This is a genomic window from Caulobacter rhizosphaerae (genome assembly GCF_010977555.1).
Lineage (GTDB): Bacteria > Pseudomonadota > Alphaproteobacteria > Caulobacterales > Caulobacteraceae > Caulobacter > Caulobacter rhizosphaerae.
In genome coordinates, this window is sequence record NZ_CP048815.1 from 999,009 (window position 1) to 1,012,066 (window position 13,058).

General features: G+C 69.4%; 10 protein-coding genes. 1 reads left to right on the top strand and 9 read right to left on the bottom strand.

What is annotated here, in order from left to right:
- Positions 1 to 100: 100 nt before the first annotated feature.
- The 8 genes from G3M57_RS04570 to G3M57_RS04605 form a co-directional block, all read right to left on the bottom strand.
- On the bottom strand, positions 101 to 1,423 hold the full coding sequence (locus tag G3M57_RS04570) for an ATP-binding protein (RefSeq protein WP_163229042.1): 1,323 nt from the start codon (positions 1,421 to 1,423) through the stop codon (positions 101 to 103).
- Positions 1,420 to 2,148: a response regulator gene (locus G3M57_RS04575; RefSeq protein ID WP_057186569.1), complete on the bottom strand. Its 729-nt coding sequence runs from the start codon at positions 2,146 to 2,148 to the stop codon at positions 1,420 to 1,422. Before G3M57_RS04575 ends, G3M57_RS04570 begins: the two co-directional genes overlap by 4 nt.
- Positions 2,149 to 2,391: 243 nt before the next feature.
- Entirely contained in the window at positions 2,392 to 2,634 is a 243-nt protein-coding gene (locus G3M57_RS04580; protein ID WP_057186568.1) for a hypothetical protein, read from the bottom strand.
- Positions 2,635 to 2,675: 41 nt separating this feature from the next.
- Positions 2,676 to 3,323 carry a hypothetical protein gene (locus tag G3M57_RS04585; RefSeq protein WP_163229044.1) on the bottom strand — a complete coding sequence of 216 codons (648 nt, stop codon included), beginning with the start codon at positions 3,321 to 3,323 and terminating at the stop codon, positions 2,676 to 2,678.
- A gap of 155 nt (positions 3,324 to 3,478) precedes the next feature.
- Positions 3,479 to 5,809 carry a beta-L-arabinofuranosidase domain-containing protein gene (locus tag G3M57_RS04590; protein ID WP_163229046.1) on the bottom strand — a complete coding sequence of 777 codons (2,331 nt, stop codon included), beginning with the start codon at positions 5,807 to 5,809 and terminating at the stop codon, positions 3,479 to 3,481.
- 165 nt (positions 5,810 to 5,974) lie between these two features.
- Positions 5,975 to 6,442 (bottom strand): hypothetical protein, encoded by a 468-nt coding sequence (locus tag G3M57_RS04595; RefSeq protein WP_163229047.1) that lies wholly within the window; start codon positions 6,440 to 6,442, stop codon positions 5,975 to 5,977.
- A gap of 154 nt (positions 6,443 to 6,596) precedes the next feature.
- Positions 6,597 to 8,120: a bifunctional glutamate N-acetyltransferase/amino-acid acetyltransferase ArgJ gene (argJ, locus tag G3M57_RS04600; RefSeq protein WP_056753529.1), complete on the bottom strand. Its 1,524-nt coding sequence runs from the start codon at positions 8,118 to 8,120 to the stop codon at positions 6,597 to 6,599.
- Positions 8,117 to 9,097 (bottom strand): peptidylprolyl isomerase, encoded by a 981-nt coding sequence (locus G3M57_RS04605; RefSeq protein WP_056753521.1) that lies wholly within the window; start codon positions 9,095 to 9,097, stop codon positions 8,117 to 8,119. The genes argJ and G3M57_RS04605 overlap by 4 nt, the downstream gene beginning before the upstream one ends.
- A 491-nt stretch (positions 9,098 to 9,588) precedes the next feature.
- Between G3M57_RS04605 and secA the strand changes: the two genes are divergently transcribed.
- On the top strand, positions 9,589 to 12,354 hold the full coding sequence (gene secA / locus G3M57_RS04610; RefSeq protein WP_163229049.1) for a preprotein translocase subunit SecA: 2,766 nt from the start codon (positions 9,589 to 9,591) through the stop codon (positions 12,352 to 12,354).
- A gap of 218 nt (positions 12,355 to 12,572) precedes the next feature.
- Here secA and G3M57_RS04615 read toward each other — a convergent pair whose 3' ends face one another.
- Positions 12,573 to 13,019 carry a MarR family winged helix-turn-helix transcriptional regulator gene (locus tag G3M57_RS04615; protein ID WP_056753677.1) on the bottom strand — a complete coding sequence of 149 codons (447 nt, stop codon included), beginning with the start codon at positions 13,017 to 13,019 and terminating at the stop codon, positions 12,573 to 12,575.
- Between the last annotated feature and the right edge of the window lie 39 nt (positions 13,020 to 13,058).

Genomic DNA, 13,058 nt, shown 5'->3' on the forward strand with positions numbered 1-13,058 from the left:
AGGCCCCGCGTTAGATGGGCGTCGCGAAAGTGGCTAATCTGGCCGACCGGGTGCTTTAAAAGCTTTGGCCGGTCCGCCTTAACCGGGGCCGATACTGGCGCTACAGTGCGGGCAGTCGCAGCTCGACGCGGAGGCCGCCTTCGGGGCGGTTCTTCAGGACCAGGACGCCGCCTTCGCGGTGCAGGATCTGCTGGACGATGGTCAGGCCCAGGCCCAGGCCCGCGGTGTTGCGGGCCCGCGCGCTGTCCAGGCGGTGGAAGGGCTGCAGCACCTCGGCCAGTTCCGCCTCGGGAATGCCCGGACCGGAGTCCTCGACCGCCAGCACCGCCGCGGCGCCTTCGCGCGTCAGGGTCAGGTTCGCCTCGCCGCCGTAGTGCAGGGCGTTTTCGACGATGTTGCTGATGGCGCGCTTCAGCGACACCGGCCGCGCCTGGACGGGCAGGTGGTCCAGGCCATCATAGGCGGCGGGGCGCCCGGCGTCGACGGCGTCGTCGACCACCGTCATGGCGAGGGCGGCCAGGTCGGTGCGGCGCCGGGGCTCGGGATCTTCCTGGCCGCCCAGATAGGCCAGCAGCGAATCGAGCATGGCCGTCATCTCGTCGACATCGGCCTCCAGCGCCTCGCGGGCCTCGACGTCCTTGACGAAGCCCGCCCGCAGCCTCAGGCGGGCGAGCGGCGTGCGCAGGTCGTGGCCGACGGCGGCCAGGGCGTCGGTGCGGGCCCGCAGCAGGCCGGCGATCCGGTCCTGCATGGCGTTGAAGGCCTTGGCCACCAGCTTCAGGTCGCCGGCCCCGGTTTCGCCGATGCGCACATGGGCGTCCTGGCCGACCTTGTCGGCGGCCTCGGCCAGGGCCCGCAACGGACGGCTGAGATTGCGCAGCACCAGGGCGGCGGCGGCGATGACGCCCAGGCCCAGGATGAAGGCCGAGCCGACGCTGCTGAGCAGCACCGCCCAGGGCGCGGCCCGGATCCTGGTCTTCAGGGTCAGCCAGGTCCCGTCACGCAGCCTGAGCGCCACCTTCAGGTGGGTGTCGCGGGGCAGGGCGTGGCCCAGCTCCGCGTTGAAGTGCAGGTCCCGGTCGCGCAGGCCGGGCTCGGCGTCGCGGAACTCGTCCTTGAGCTTGTGCTCGGCCGAACGCTCGCGATCGACCAGGGCGGACTGCGGCGACCAGACCAGCCGGCCGCCGCGGTTGGACAGGGCAGCCGCCCGCGCGGGACGTTCCGCGGCCGGGATGTTTTCCAGGATGTTCCCCGCCGTGACCAACTGCTCGGCGGCGCGCCGGACCTGGTTGTCGCGGTTGGGATAGATGCGGCTGTTCTCGAACAGGATCGAGCTGCCGATGAACTCCAGGGCGACGGCCAGCATCAGGACCAGGGTGACCTGGCCGCCCAGACGCTGCGGCCACAGCCGCCAAGGCTTCATCGACGCTCCACCGCCGCCGTGAACAGATAGCCGACGCCGCGCACCGTCCGCAGCAGCGCCTCGGCCTGGCCGGTGACGGCCAGTTTCCGGCGAAGGCGGCTGACCAGCACGTCGATGCTGCGGTCCGAGGCGTCCGAGAAGCGGGCGCGCGACATTTCCAGCAGGCGCTCGCGGCCGATCACCCGCTGGGGCGAGGTGACGAAGGCCAGCAGCAGGTCGAACTCGGCCCCTGACAGCTCGACGAAGGTTCCGTCGGGCGACAGCAGCTCGCGGCGGCCCGGGTCCAGGCTCCAGCCGGCGAAGGTCATCTGCTGGTGGCCGCGGGGCTGGCTGGACTGCGCGCCGCCCTGGGCCCGGCGCAGGATGGCGCGGATGCGGGCGATCAGCTCCTTCTTGCTGAAGGGCTTGCCGATATAGTCGTCGGCGCCGAGCTCCAGGCCGATCAGGCGGTCGGTCTCGTCGTCGCGGGCGCTCAGCATGACGATCGGCACCTCGCTGTCGCGCCGGATGGCCCGGCACAGGTCGAAGCCGTTGCTGCCGGGCAGCATGACGTCCAGCAGGATCAGGTCGACGGTGTTGGTCTCGAGAAGCCGCGCCATTTCCGCGCCGTGGCCGGCGCTGAGCGGCTGGAAGCCTTCCTCGCGAAGCAGCCGCATCAGCAAGGTGCGCAGCGCGGGATCGTCCTCGACGATCAGGATGGTGGGCGCCAGCGGCGCTGTCGCCATGTCACGCGGCGGGACGATTGTTCCGTGGCCTGAATAATCCATATGCTCGGGGTACTTAGGCGCGGCGACCGCGCGAACAAGATCGGTGTCGAGGTTTTTCGGTCCAGGCTCGAACGCAAAAGCCGGAACGCGCCGAGACTTTCCCGGCCAGATCGAGCCCTCGCGCGCCGCGGGGGAGGGGAACACGCGAGGGCGGGCCGCCTGGGCCTTTCCGGGTCCTGAACGGCGGTGCGGCCGCTAGGCCTAGCTGGCCCGGCAGCTGTCGGACGCCGCGCCGTCCGGCTTGGCGTCGTCGGACTTGCGGGGCTCTCCCGCCTTGGGCGCGGCGCAGTCGGAGGGCGAGCGGAGCTCCGCGGCCCGCTTCTTCTGGAGAGCTTTCCTGGCCACCTCCTCGGTGAAGGTCAGGCCGGTGCCGGCGGGACCGGCGAAGGCGGGGGAGGCCGCCAGGCAGACGGCGGCGAGGCCGATGGACGCGAGAACTTTCATGCGGGTGACAAACTCCGGGACATCAGGGGTGGAAGGGTGGTTCAGCCGTCCGCCGCGGTGTTGGCTTCGGCCTGGACGGCGGGCAGGGTGCGGCGGTAGCCGTCGACGGCCTTGAGCAGGCCTTCGATCTCGGCATGGGTGATGGCGGTGCGATGCTCGTCGCCGCCGTCGGACTTGAACTTGAAGCGCCAGGCGCCCGGCTGGGCGGCGGCGCGGCGCAGCTCGCTTTCGGAGATCTCGAAGGCGACCTCCTCGCGGCACAGCTCCGGCGCCTCGAACACGAAGCAGTAGCCGGCGTTGTCCTTGATCCTGGTCACCGGCGCGCGGACCGGCCACTGGCCGGTTTCATAGGCCACTTCGCCATAGCCCCTGACCGGACCCATGTAGGTGAGGACCTGGCGGACCTCGAAGCGCGTGGCGCCCGATCGCTTGTCGACGACGGCGCGCAGGTGGTTGTCGTTGCTGGGCGCCCGGAACAGGCCCTTGCCGGTCTGGAAGCCGCGTTCGGAGCTGATCACGGTCTCGATGTCCAGCGGATCGTCCACGACCTGGGCGCGGGCGTGGAAGTGGTCGGCGCCCAGGGCGACCTGCCGGGCCGGCAGGGGCGTGGTCTCGGCGCTCGCCGCGCCGCCGGCGGCCAGGCCGGCGATAGCGCTCAGAGCCAGCAGGGCGGTACGGGTCTTGGTCATCCTCGTTCTCCCGAACAGGCCGCTCGATGGCGAGCCGCCTTCTGGGGTCGAGAGTGGCGAGGCCGCCTTTCGGCTCTGCATCGCGTTTGTGACAAAGGATGACAGCCGCAACGCCCGGCTGCGGCCGGACCGAGAGGACCGCCGGCGCCGGGTCGCTAGCCCGCCATGACCCGCGCCTCGTAGAACACGGCCGCCTTTTCGCCCGCCTCGAGCCGCACCCGCGCCGGGCCGGCGCCGGGCGGCAGCGGCAGGTCCACGGCGAAGAAGCCGTCGCGCTTGTCCGCCGGGGTCTCGACGACGCCGGCGGGGGCGCCGTCGACCAGGACCTTGACCCCCTGGCCCGCGTCCTGCCCCCAGTAGACCAGCTGCAGGCTCATGCGCCCGGGGCGGCGGTTCAGGGTCATCTCCAGCCAACCGCCGGGATTGAGCTTGCGACCGCTGCGGCCGTTCAACTGGATGATCTCGCCGTTGGCGGCGCTCACCCCGTGGTCGACCTCCGGCTGCTGTTCGCCCAGATAGACCGTGTCGACGGTGCGGCCCACGGCCTCGATGCGGGCCTGTTCGGCGGCCAGGAAGCCCGGTCCCTCCGCCGCCCAGCGGGCCTTGGTGAAGACCGGGGCGTAGACGGCCGTGCGGCGCGCGTACTGGGCGTAGAACGGGCTGAAGGTCGCCGTGCCGCCCGTGGCCAGGTCGGCGACATAGGCGTGCGGCGCCGGTCCGGCCTTGCGCAGCAGCGTCGCCGGAGGCCCGTCGCCCAGCAGGGCGGGGGCGGCTCGCTCGAAGGGCCGTTCGGCCGGGCCCAGGTCGGCGGCCAGCACCAGCGGACCGCTGACGAAGGCCACCAGGTTGGGGTCGTCCGGCGTCGCCTCCGCCCGCAGGGCCATCGGCAGCACCAGTTCGACCCGGTCGCCGGCTTTCCAGCGGCGCTTGAGGCGGGCGTAGCCGTCACTTCCGCGCCGTCCCATCGGCGTCCCATTGACCTTGACCACCGGGGCCGCGCACCAGCCCGGCAGGCGCACGGCGATCTCGCGCTCGCCCGCCGGGGCCCGCTCGACGTTCAGCCGCACCAGCCCCTCGGCCGGATAGCGGGTGTCCAGGTCGATGGCGAATTCCCCGTCCGGCAAGTCCAGGCGCGAAGGAACGAAGAGGTTGAGATAGAGGGTGTCGCCGCCCCGCCACCAGATGGAATCGGCGTGCTTGGCGTGGCTCTCCATGCCCGAGCCGACGCAGCACCAGAAGCTGTCCTCGCGCGTGGAGTAGCTGCGCCGCCCTCCCGCCGCCATCGGCATGAAATAGACGAACATGCCGTCGCTCGGCCGCTGGTGGGCCATGATGTGGTTCAGCTGGGTCCGCTCGTAATAGTCGAACAGCGACCCCTGCGGCGCCCAGCTCCACAGGCGGCGGGTCAGCTTCAGCATGTTGTAGCTGTTGCAGGCCTCGCAGGTGGTTTCGGCCATGTGGCGGGCGATCTCGTTCGGCTTGCCGAAATGCTCGCGGTCGGAATTGCCGCCGATGACGTAGCTGTGGTTCTGGGTGACCACCTGGTGGAAGAACCGCGCGGCCCGGGCCTCGGCCGGATCGCCGCCCACTTCGTACAGTCGCGCCAGGCCGATGACCTTGGGGATCTGGGTGTTGGCGTGCAGGCCGGCCAGTTCGTCGCGACCCTCGGCGATGGGGTCGAGCACCGCCCTGTGGCGCAGCCGGCGCGCGACCTTCAGCCAGCGCTCGTCGCCGGTCAGGGCGTAGGTCTCGGCATAGGCCTCGTTGATCCCGCCGTGCTCGGCGACCAGGATCTGCTGCACCTGCTCGTCGCTCAGGCCTTCGATGATGGTGGCGAAATAGCCGGCCAGGCCCACGGCGACGTCCAGGGCCTTGGGCGTGTCGGCCAGGCGGTGGGCGTCCAGCAGGCCGGCGTGCACCTTGTGCCAGGTGTAGATCGGCACCCAGCCGTCATTGAGGCTGAAGCGCGACGAGCGGATGTCGCCCCGGCGGAGTTCCTCGAACACCTGCTTGCCGCCGGCCGAGTCGGCCTGGCCCCAGCGGGTGGTGCCAGCCGCGTAGCCGTCGCCGTGGGCGGCCTGCACGCGGGCCAGTTCGGCGACGATATAGGTCAGGCGGTCCTTCAGCTCCGGGTCGCCCGTGCCGGCCACCTGCAGGGCGCAGGCGGTCATGTAGTGGCCCAGGGTGTGGCCGGCGATGCTCATGGCCTCCCAGCCGCCATAGACCGGGGCCTTGACCGGCAGGCCGGCGCCCTGGTGGAAGTTGTGCAGCAGCCGGTCGGCCGACAGCGAGACCAGATAGGCGCGGTTGGCGGCCTGGGCCTGCTGGAAGATCGAAGGCTTCAGCGCCACGTGACGGGCCGGCGCCGGCTCGGCGGCCACGCGGCCGGCCGTCGCGACCGCCAGGGCGGGCGAGGCTGCTCCCGCGAAGGCCAGGGCGCTGGAGGCCAGCAGAAAGGCGCGCCGGTTCGGCCGATCAAGATCCATGGCGCTTCGTCTCCCGCAGCTTTTGTCTGATTATTGCCGCAAAAAAGCACAAAGGACGGGACGGCTCAAGGCTGGTCTCATCGTTGCTTGAAGAACGATCGGGGTTTGCGACCTTTAGTAATTGTCCGACAAGTGGCGGTTAGCTGGCTAGCAGGAGGCGTCTCCTCAGTTCGGCCGCCCGTCGGGCTCCAGTTCGAACGCCGCGTCCAGGGCGATCTCGTCCACGACGGTTCCCTTCAGCGCGGCGTCCAGGACCTCGCCCAGCGAGCTCCAGACGAAGGCCAGCTGTTCCAGCACGGCTGGCAGGCGTTCGGGGTCGAAGCCGGGATAGAGGTCGGCGACCAGCCACAGGCCGGTCAGCACATCGAAGCCGAACCGGCAGCCGATCAGGCGGAACTGGGCGCGGGCGATCGTCTCGAACAGGGCGTCCAGGCTGCGGGCCTGGTCGAGGTCGGCCGGGTCGAACACCTGGCAACGGACCTGCAGCCAGTCGCCCTCGGGGAACAGGTAGAAGGCCCCGCCGTCCTCGGCGCCGGAGACCTCCAGGCCGCGGTCGATCGCGGCGACGACATAGCCGGCCTCGCGGCAGGCCTCGGCGATGTCGTGGAGGGCGATGGGGGCGTCGTCGGCCATGGTCGGATCCGATCGTTGGTTGTGAGGCGGACTGGGCCGCCGTGCGTCCTTCGAGGCGCGCTCAGGAGCGCGCACCTCAGGATGAGGAAGTCAGGGCAAAAAGTCCCTCATCCTGAGGCGCCCGCGCAGCGGGCCTCGAAGGACGCACGGCGGTTTAGCTGCGGTAATCCCCGTTGATCGCCACGTACTGCTTGGTCAGGTCGCAGGTCCAGACCGTGGCCGAGCCCTTGCCGACCCCGACGTCCACCGACACTTCGAACTCGGCGCGCTTGACGTATCTGCTCATCGCCGCCTCGTCATATTCGGCCGAGACCAGGCCGTCGCGGGCGGCGTAGAGGTCGCCGAACTTGACGCTGATCTTCTCGCGGTTGACCGGCTCGTCGGCGCGGCCCACGGCCATGACGATGCGGCCCCAGTTGGCGTCCTCCCCGGCGAAGGCGGTCTTGACCAGCGGGCTTTCGGCGATGGTGCGGGCGATCTTGCGGGCCGACAGCGGGCTTTCGGCGCCGTTGACGGTGATCTTGACGAACTTGGTCGCGCCCTCGCCGTCGCGGACCAGCTGCAGGGCCAGGTCCAGCAGCACCGCCTCCAGCTTCTCGCGGAAGTCGGCCAGGCGCCGGTCGCCGGCCCGGTGGATCTTGGGCGCGCCGGACTGGCCGGTGGCGAACAGCAGCAGGGTGTCGTTGGTCGAGCGGTCGCCGTCCACCGTCACGCAGTTGAAGGTGGTGCGGGTATAGAGGCTGACCAGGGTCTGCAGCGCCGCCGGGGCGATGGCCGCGTCGGTGGCCACGAAGGCCAGCATGGTGGCCATGTCGGGCGCGATCATGCCCGAGCCCTTGCAGATCCCGGCGATCCGCACCTCGTGGCCGTCGATGGTCGCCGTGGCGTAGGCGCCCTTCGGGAAGGTGTCGGTGGTCATGATCGCCGAGGCGGCGCCGGCCCAGGCGTCCTCGGTCAGGCGCGTTTCCACCAGGCGCAGGTTCGAGGTGATCTTGCTGTCGTCGAGGATCACGCCGATGACGCCGGTCGAGGCCATCATCACGTCGCGCTGGCGGCAGTCGAAGCGCTTGCCGACGGCCGTGGCGACCCGGCGCACCGCGTCGGCCCCAGGCTTGCCGGTGAAGCTGTTGGCGCAGCCGGCGTTGACCACCAGGGCCCGCACATCCAGCCCGCCGGAAGCGGCCAGTTGCCGCTTGCACCAGTCGACCGGGGCCGAGCCGACGCCGTGGCGGGTGAAGACGCCGGCCGCCGAGGTGCCCTCGGCGAAGCGCATCAGCAGCATGTCCTCGCGGTCGTGCTTGTAGAAGCCGGCCCGGCCGGTGGCGATCTCGACGCCGGCGATCGGCGGGATGGTCGGGAACGGCACGGCCAGGGGCGAGACCGCCAGGCCCGGCTTGCCGGGCGCGCCCTGGGCGGCCGGGGCGGTCGCCGGCTTGGCGGCCTGGACCGCTTCGGGGCTCCCCGTATTGGCGTCCTTCTGGGCCCGGCGCAGGCCGGCGCGCTTGAGGGCGGCGGTCAGCGGGTCGACCAGGGCCCGCTCCAGGGTGTGGCCGACGCTGGCGCCGACCTGGCCGACGATCTCGGCCGGGGTCGGGGCGCTGGCGGCCGCCGGAGTCTTGGCGGGCTTGGCGGCGGTCTTGGCCGCCGTCTTCGGCGCGGGCTTGGGAGTCTTGGTCATTTCTTGGCCGGAGCTTGAGCGGGGGCGGACGCCGGCGGGGCGTCGTCGAGGTCGGAGGAGGGGGCCTGGTCGGCGGCGCCGGGCGGGGCCGAGGCCGGCTCCTGCGGCGCGCCGGGCACGGCCTGGGGCTTGCCCGTCAGCATCTCGACCTTGGCGCCGCCGCGCAGCTTCTCCAGCAGGTCGCGGACCTGGTCATAGGTCAGGAAGCGCACGATCTGCGGCCGGGCGGCCTCCAGGGTGATCGGCTCCTCCAGGCGCTTGTCCTCGACGCGCAGCACGGCCCAGCCGCCTTCCGTCTGGAACGGGCCGACCAGCGCGCCCTTCTGGGCGTCCTTCAAGGCCACGGCGTAGGCCGGCGGCATGACGTCGACTGTGAAATAGCCCAGGTCGCCGCCGTTGAAGCGGGTGGCCGGGTCGGTCGAGCGCTCCATGGCCAGGGCGTCAAACGAGGCGCCGGCGGCCAGCAGCTTCTTGACGGCCTCGGCGTCGGCCTGGCTGCCGACCAGGATCTGGCGGGCGCGGATCTCCTCGCTGCGCTTGGACAGCTTCTGCTGCTCGGCGTAGAGGCCGCGGATGGCGTTCTCGTTGACCGCCTTCTCGACGACGTTCTCGACCAGCATGTCGCCCAGGATGCGCTCGCGCGCGGCGGCCAGGCGGCGCTGGGCCACCGGATCCTTGTCCAGCTTCTGCTTGAGGGCCTCGGCGGCCAGCAGCTTCTGGTCGATCACCTCGTCCAGGCGCTGACGGAACAGGTCCGAACCGATGTCCAGCGGCTCGCCCTCGCTGATCAGCCCCTGGGCCACCGCCTCGCGCTTGACGTCCGAGGCCCAGACCGTGTGGCCGTCCACCTTGGCCACGGCGGTGTCGCCGGGTTCGGGCGGGCGCTCGTCGGCCTTGTCGCGGCCGCAGGCGGCGACCAGCAGGGAAAGGACCAGGACGGCGACGAGGCCGTGAACGCGGGACTTGCTGATATTCATAAGGGGCCGATCTCCGGCTGACTCTCACTCAGCGCTCTAGCGCGGTTTATCGCCAAGAGGAAACAGCTTCGCGATCTCGTCGCGATAGACGCCGCGCAGCTTCAAAATAGTTTCGTCATTCCGGGCCTTGTGCCCGGAACCCCTGGTTCAGCCGACAGTGAGACGCCCTGACGCGCTGGCGCGCCACGCATGCGCACCTGCGGCGGGCAGAGGGGTTCCGGGCACAAGGCCCGGAATGACGGTGGATAAGAAGATGACCTTGGGAACCAGTTTTGGTGGCGGCGATTTAGGCGCCGGATTGTTTCCACCCCGCCGTCGCAAGGTTCATGACTGTAAGCGCTCGCGTTGACACCCGGTGGACCGGTGCTTAAGTCTCCGCGCGCGCACAGGACGTGGAATTTCCGCGCGCTTCGCCGCCTCGAATTTACCGTAGTGAAGGCCTTCAAGCCCTAGCGCCGGCCTCACAGACACCGCTCCGGAACCTTCTCTTCATGCTCGGCTTCGCCAAAAAGCTCTTCGGCTCTTCCAACGAACGCAAGGTCAAGGCGATGTCCGCCCAGGTGGCGAAGATCAACGCCCTGGAGCCGGAATACGCCGCTCTGTCCGACGACGCGCTGCGCGCCAAGACTGACGAATTCAAAGCCCGGCTGGCCAAGGGCGAGACGCTCGACAGCCTGCTGGTCGAGGCCTTCGCCACCGTGCGCGAGGCCAGCAAGCGCGTGCTGGGCATGCGCCACTTCGACGTCCAGATGGTGGGCGGCATGGTCCTGCACTCGGGCGGGATCTCGGAAATGCGCACCGGCGAGGGCAAGACCCTGGTCGCCACCCTGCCCACCTACCTCAACGCGCTGGAAGGCAAGGGCGTCCACGTCATCACCGTGAACGACTACCTGGCCAAGCGCGACGCCGAGTGGATGGGCCAGATCCACAACTTCCTGGGCCTGTCGTACGGCGTGATTGTCAACGGCCTGAGCCAGGGCGAGCGCCAACGCGCCTACCGCAGCGACATCACCTACGGCACCAACAACGAGTTCGGCTTCGACTACCTGCGCGACAACCTCGTCTACAGCGTCGAGGAAATGGTCCAGCGCGGCCACCATTACGTGATCGTCGACGAGGTCGACTCGATCCTGATCGACGAGGCCCGCACGCCGCTGATCATCTCGGGCCCGACCGAGGACCGCAGCGAGTTCTACAAGACCATCGACGTCCTGGTGAAAGAGCTCATCAAGGACAAGACCAACTACGATCACGACGAGAAGCAGAAGCAGGTCATCCTCACCGAGGACGGCCAGGAGCGGATCGAAGAGATCCTGATGGCGGGCGGCCACCTGGCCGAGGACACCGCCGGCCTCTATGACGCCGCCAACATCTCGGTCGTGCACCACGTCAACCAGGCCCTGCGGGCCAATGTGCTCTACACGCTCGACAAGGACTACATCGTCAAGGACGCCGAGGTGATCCTGATCGACGAGTTCACCGGCCGCATGATGACCGGCCGCCGGCTGTCGGAAGGCCTGCACCAGGCCATCGAGGCCAAGGAAGGCGCCGACATCCAGCCCGAGAACCAGACCCTGGCCTCGGTGACCATCCAGAACTACTTCCGCCTCTACAAGAAGCTGGCCGGCATGACCGGCACCGCGGCGACCGAGGCCCAGGAGTTCGACGACATCTACAAGATGAGCGTCAGCGAGATCCCGACCAACCGTCCGGTCCAGCGCATCGACGACGACGACGAGGTCTATCGTACCGAGGCCGAGAAGAACCAGTCGATCCTCAAGCAGATCGCCGACTGCCACGCCCGCGGCCAGCCGATCCTGGTCGGCACGGTGTCGATCGAGAAGTCCGAAGAGCTGTCCAGGCTGCTGTCGACCTACGCCTGGGAATGGGAAGGCAAGAAGCACAAGGGCATTCCGCACCAGGTGCTGAACGCCCGCTTCCACGAACAGGAAGCCGGCATCGTCGCCGACGCGGGCGTGCCCGGGGCGGTGACCATCGCCACCAACATGGCCGGCCGCGGCACCGACATCCAGCTGGGCGGCAACCTCGACATGCGCCTAGCCAACTGGCGCCAGCAGCAGAAGGGCCTGGGCATCACCCCGACCCACGAGGACGAGCTGGCCCAGAAGGCCGAGCTGGAAGCCGAGATCGGCGAGGCCAAGGCCAAGGCCCTGGCCGCCGGCGGCCTGTTCGTGCTGGGCACCGAGCGCCACGAGAGCCGCCGCATCGACAACCAGCTGCGCGGCCGTACGGGTCGTCAAGGCGACCCGGGCCGTTCGAAGTTCTTCCTGTCGTGCGAGGACGACCTGCTGCGCATCTTCGCCGGCGAGCGCCTGGACGCGATCATGCGCACCTTCGGCGTCCAGGAAGGCGAGGCGATCACCCACAAGTGGCTGAACAACGCCATCGCCACCGCCCAGAAGCGCGTCGAGCAGCGCAACTACGAGATCCGCAAGAACCTCCTGAAGTACGACGACGTCGTCAACGACCAGCGCAAGGCCGTGTTCGAGCAGCGCCAGGAGTTCATGGAGGCCACGGATCTCTCGGAAATCATCACCGAGATGCGCCATGACGTGATCGACGATTTCGTCGCCCGCTACATGCCGCCCAAGGCCTATGCCGAGCAGTGGGACATCGAGGGGCTGGACGAGCGCGTCCAGGCGATCCTGGGCCTGACCCTGCCGCTGAAGGAATGGGCCGCCGAGGAAGGCTTCGGCGACGAGGAGATGCGCGAGCGCCTGACCAAGGCCGCCGACGCCTACGCCGCCGAGCGCGAAGTGATCATCACCCCCGAGCAGATGCGCTCGGTGGAGAAGAACTTCCTGCTGCAGATGATCGACCTGCAGTGGCGCGAACACTTGATGCACCTGGACCACCTGCGCAACGTCATCGGCCTGCGCGGCTACGGCCAGCGCGACCCGCTGAACGAGTACAAGACCGAGGCCTTCTCGCTGTTCGAGAAGCTGCTGGGCGACCTGCGCACCAACACCACCCGCTGGCTGATGACGGTCGAGATCGCCTATGCCGAGCCCGAGCCGCTGCACACGCCCGAGGGCCTGATCCCGGTCCACCTGGACCCGCTGAGCGGCGAGAACGTCGCCGTGGCCGGGGCCCTGCCCGAAGGCCTGTCGCCGGAGCAGCGCGAGGCCCTGCCGGTCTCGGTCCTGCCGGAAGGCTGGGAATACACCGCCCGCAACGGCGCCTGCCCCTGCGGCTCGGGCAAGAAGTTCAAGCACTGCCACGGGGCGCTGGTTTAAACCCTGAGCGTCTGGTGAACTGAAACGCCCGCCCCGGGAGACCGGGGCGGGCGTTTTCGTTTCCATTTAGATCCGCTCATCCCGGCGAATGCCGGGACCCAGATCCCTTAGCGGTGTGGCGAGTTGGAAAAGCTCAGAGCTTGTGGCGTCAGCCTCAAAGCTATTCCATCTGGGTCCCGGCATTCGCCGGGATGAGCGGTGTTTTGGAGGTGTGAAGGCTAAGTCTTAGCTTCGTCCACCAGCGCCGCGCGCAGCGCCTGGACCTGGCGGTTGAGGGCGTCCAGCTGGTCCAGGGTCATGGCCGACTTGGCCAGCAGGGTCTCGCCCAGACAGTCGCACTGGTTCAGCAGGGCGCGCCCGGCGTCGGTGAGGCTGACCTGGACCTGGCGTTCGTCCACCACGCCGCGTCGGCGGGCGACCAGGCCGGCCTGCTCCAGGCGCTTGACCAGCGGGGTGATCGTGCTGGACTCCAGCGCCAGCCGTTGGGCGATCGCGCCCACCGTCGCGCCGCCGTCGCGGCCCTCGGCCTCGCCCAGCACGTTCAGCACCAGGTACTGCGGATAGGTGATCCCCATCGCGTCCAGCATCGGCTTGTACGTGCGGGTGATCGCCATGCTGGTGGCGTAGAGGCTGAAGCAGATCTGGTTGTCCAGCGGGATGGGCACGACGGGAACCTCATGGCGGAAGCGGCCTGCCAGGTTCAT

What these genes read in the sequence shown, in the direction of transcription:
- G3M57_RS04570 (WP_163229042.1), bottom strand. Translation starts at nt 1,423, where the DNA reads ATGAAGCCTTGGCGGCTGTGGCCGCAGCGTCTGGGCGGCCAGGTCACC.
- G3M57_RS04575 (WP_057186569.1), bottom strand. Translation starts at nt 2,148, where the DNA reads ATGGCGACAGCGCCGCTGGCGCCCACCATCCTGATCGTCGAGGACGAT.
- G3M57_RS04580 (WP_057186568.1), bottom strand. Translation starts at nt 2,634, where the DNA reads ATGAAAGTTCTCGCGTCCATCGGCCTCGCCGCCGTCTGCCTGGCGGCC.
- G3M57_RS04585 (WP_163229044.1), bottom strand. Translation starts at nt 3,323, where the DNA reads ATGACCAAGACCCGTACCGCCCTGCTGGCTCTGAGCGCTATCGCCGGC.
- G3M57_RS04590 (WP_163229046.1), bottom strand. Translation starts at nt 5,809, where the DNA reads ATGGATCTTGATCGGCCGAACCGGCGCGCCTTTCTGCTGGCCTCCAGC.
- G3M57_RS04595 (WP_163229047.1), bottom strand. Translation starts at nt 6,442, where the DNA reads ATGGCCGACGACGCCCCCATCGCCCTCCACGACATCGCCGAGGCCTGC.
- argJ (WP_056753529.1), bottom strand. Translation starts at nt 8,120, where the DNA reads ATGACCAAGACTCCCAAGCCCGCGCCGAAGACGGCGGCCAAGACCGCC.
- G3M57_RS04605 (WP_056753521.1), bottom strand. Translation starts at nt 9,097, where the DNA reads ATGAATATCAGCAAGTCCCGCGTTCACGGCCTCGTCGCCGTCCTGGTC.
- secA (WP_163229049.1), top strand. Translation starts at nt 9,589, where the DNA reads ATGCTCGGCTTCGCCAAAAAGCTCTTCGGCTCTTCCAACGAACGCAAG.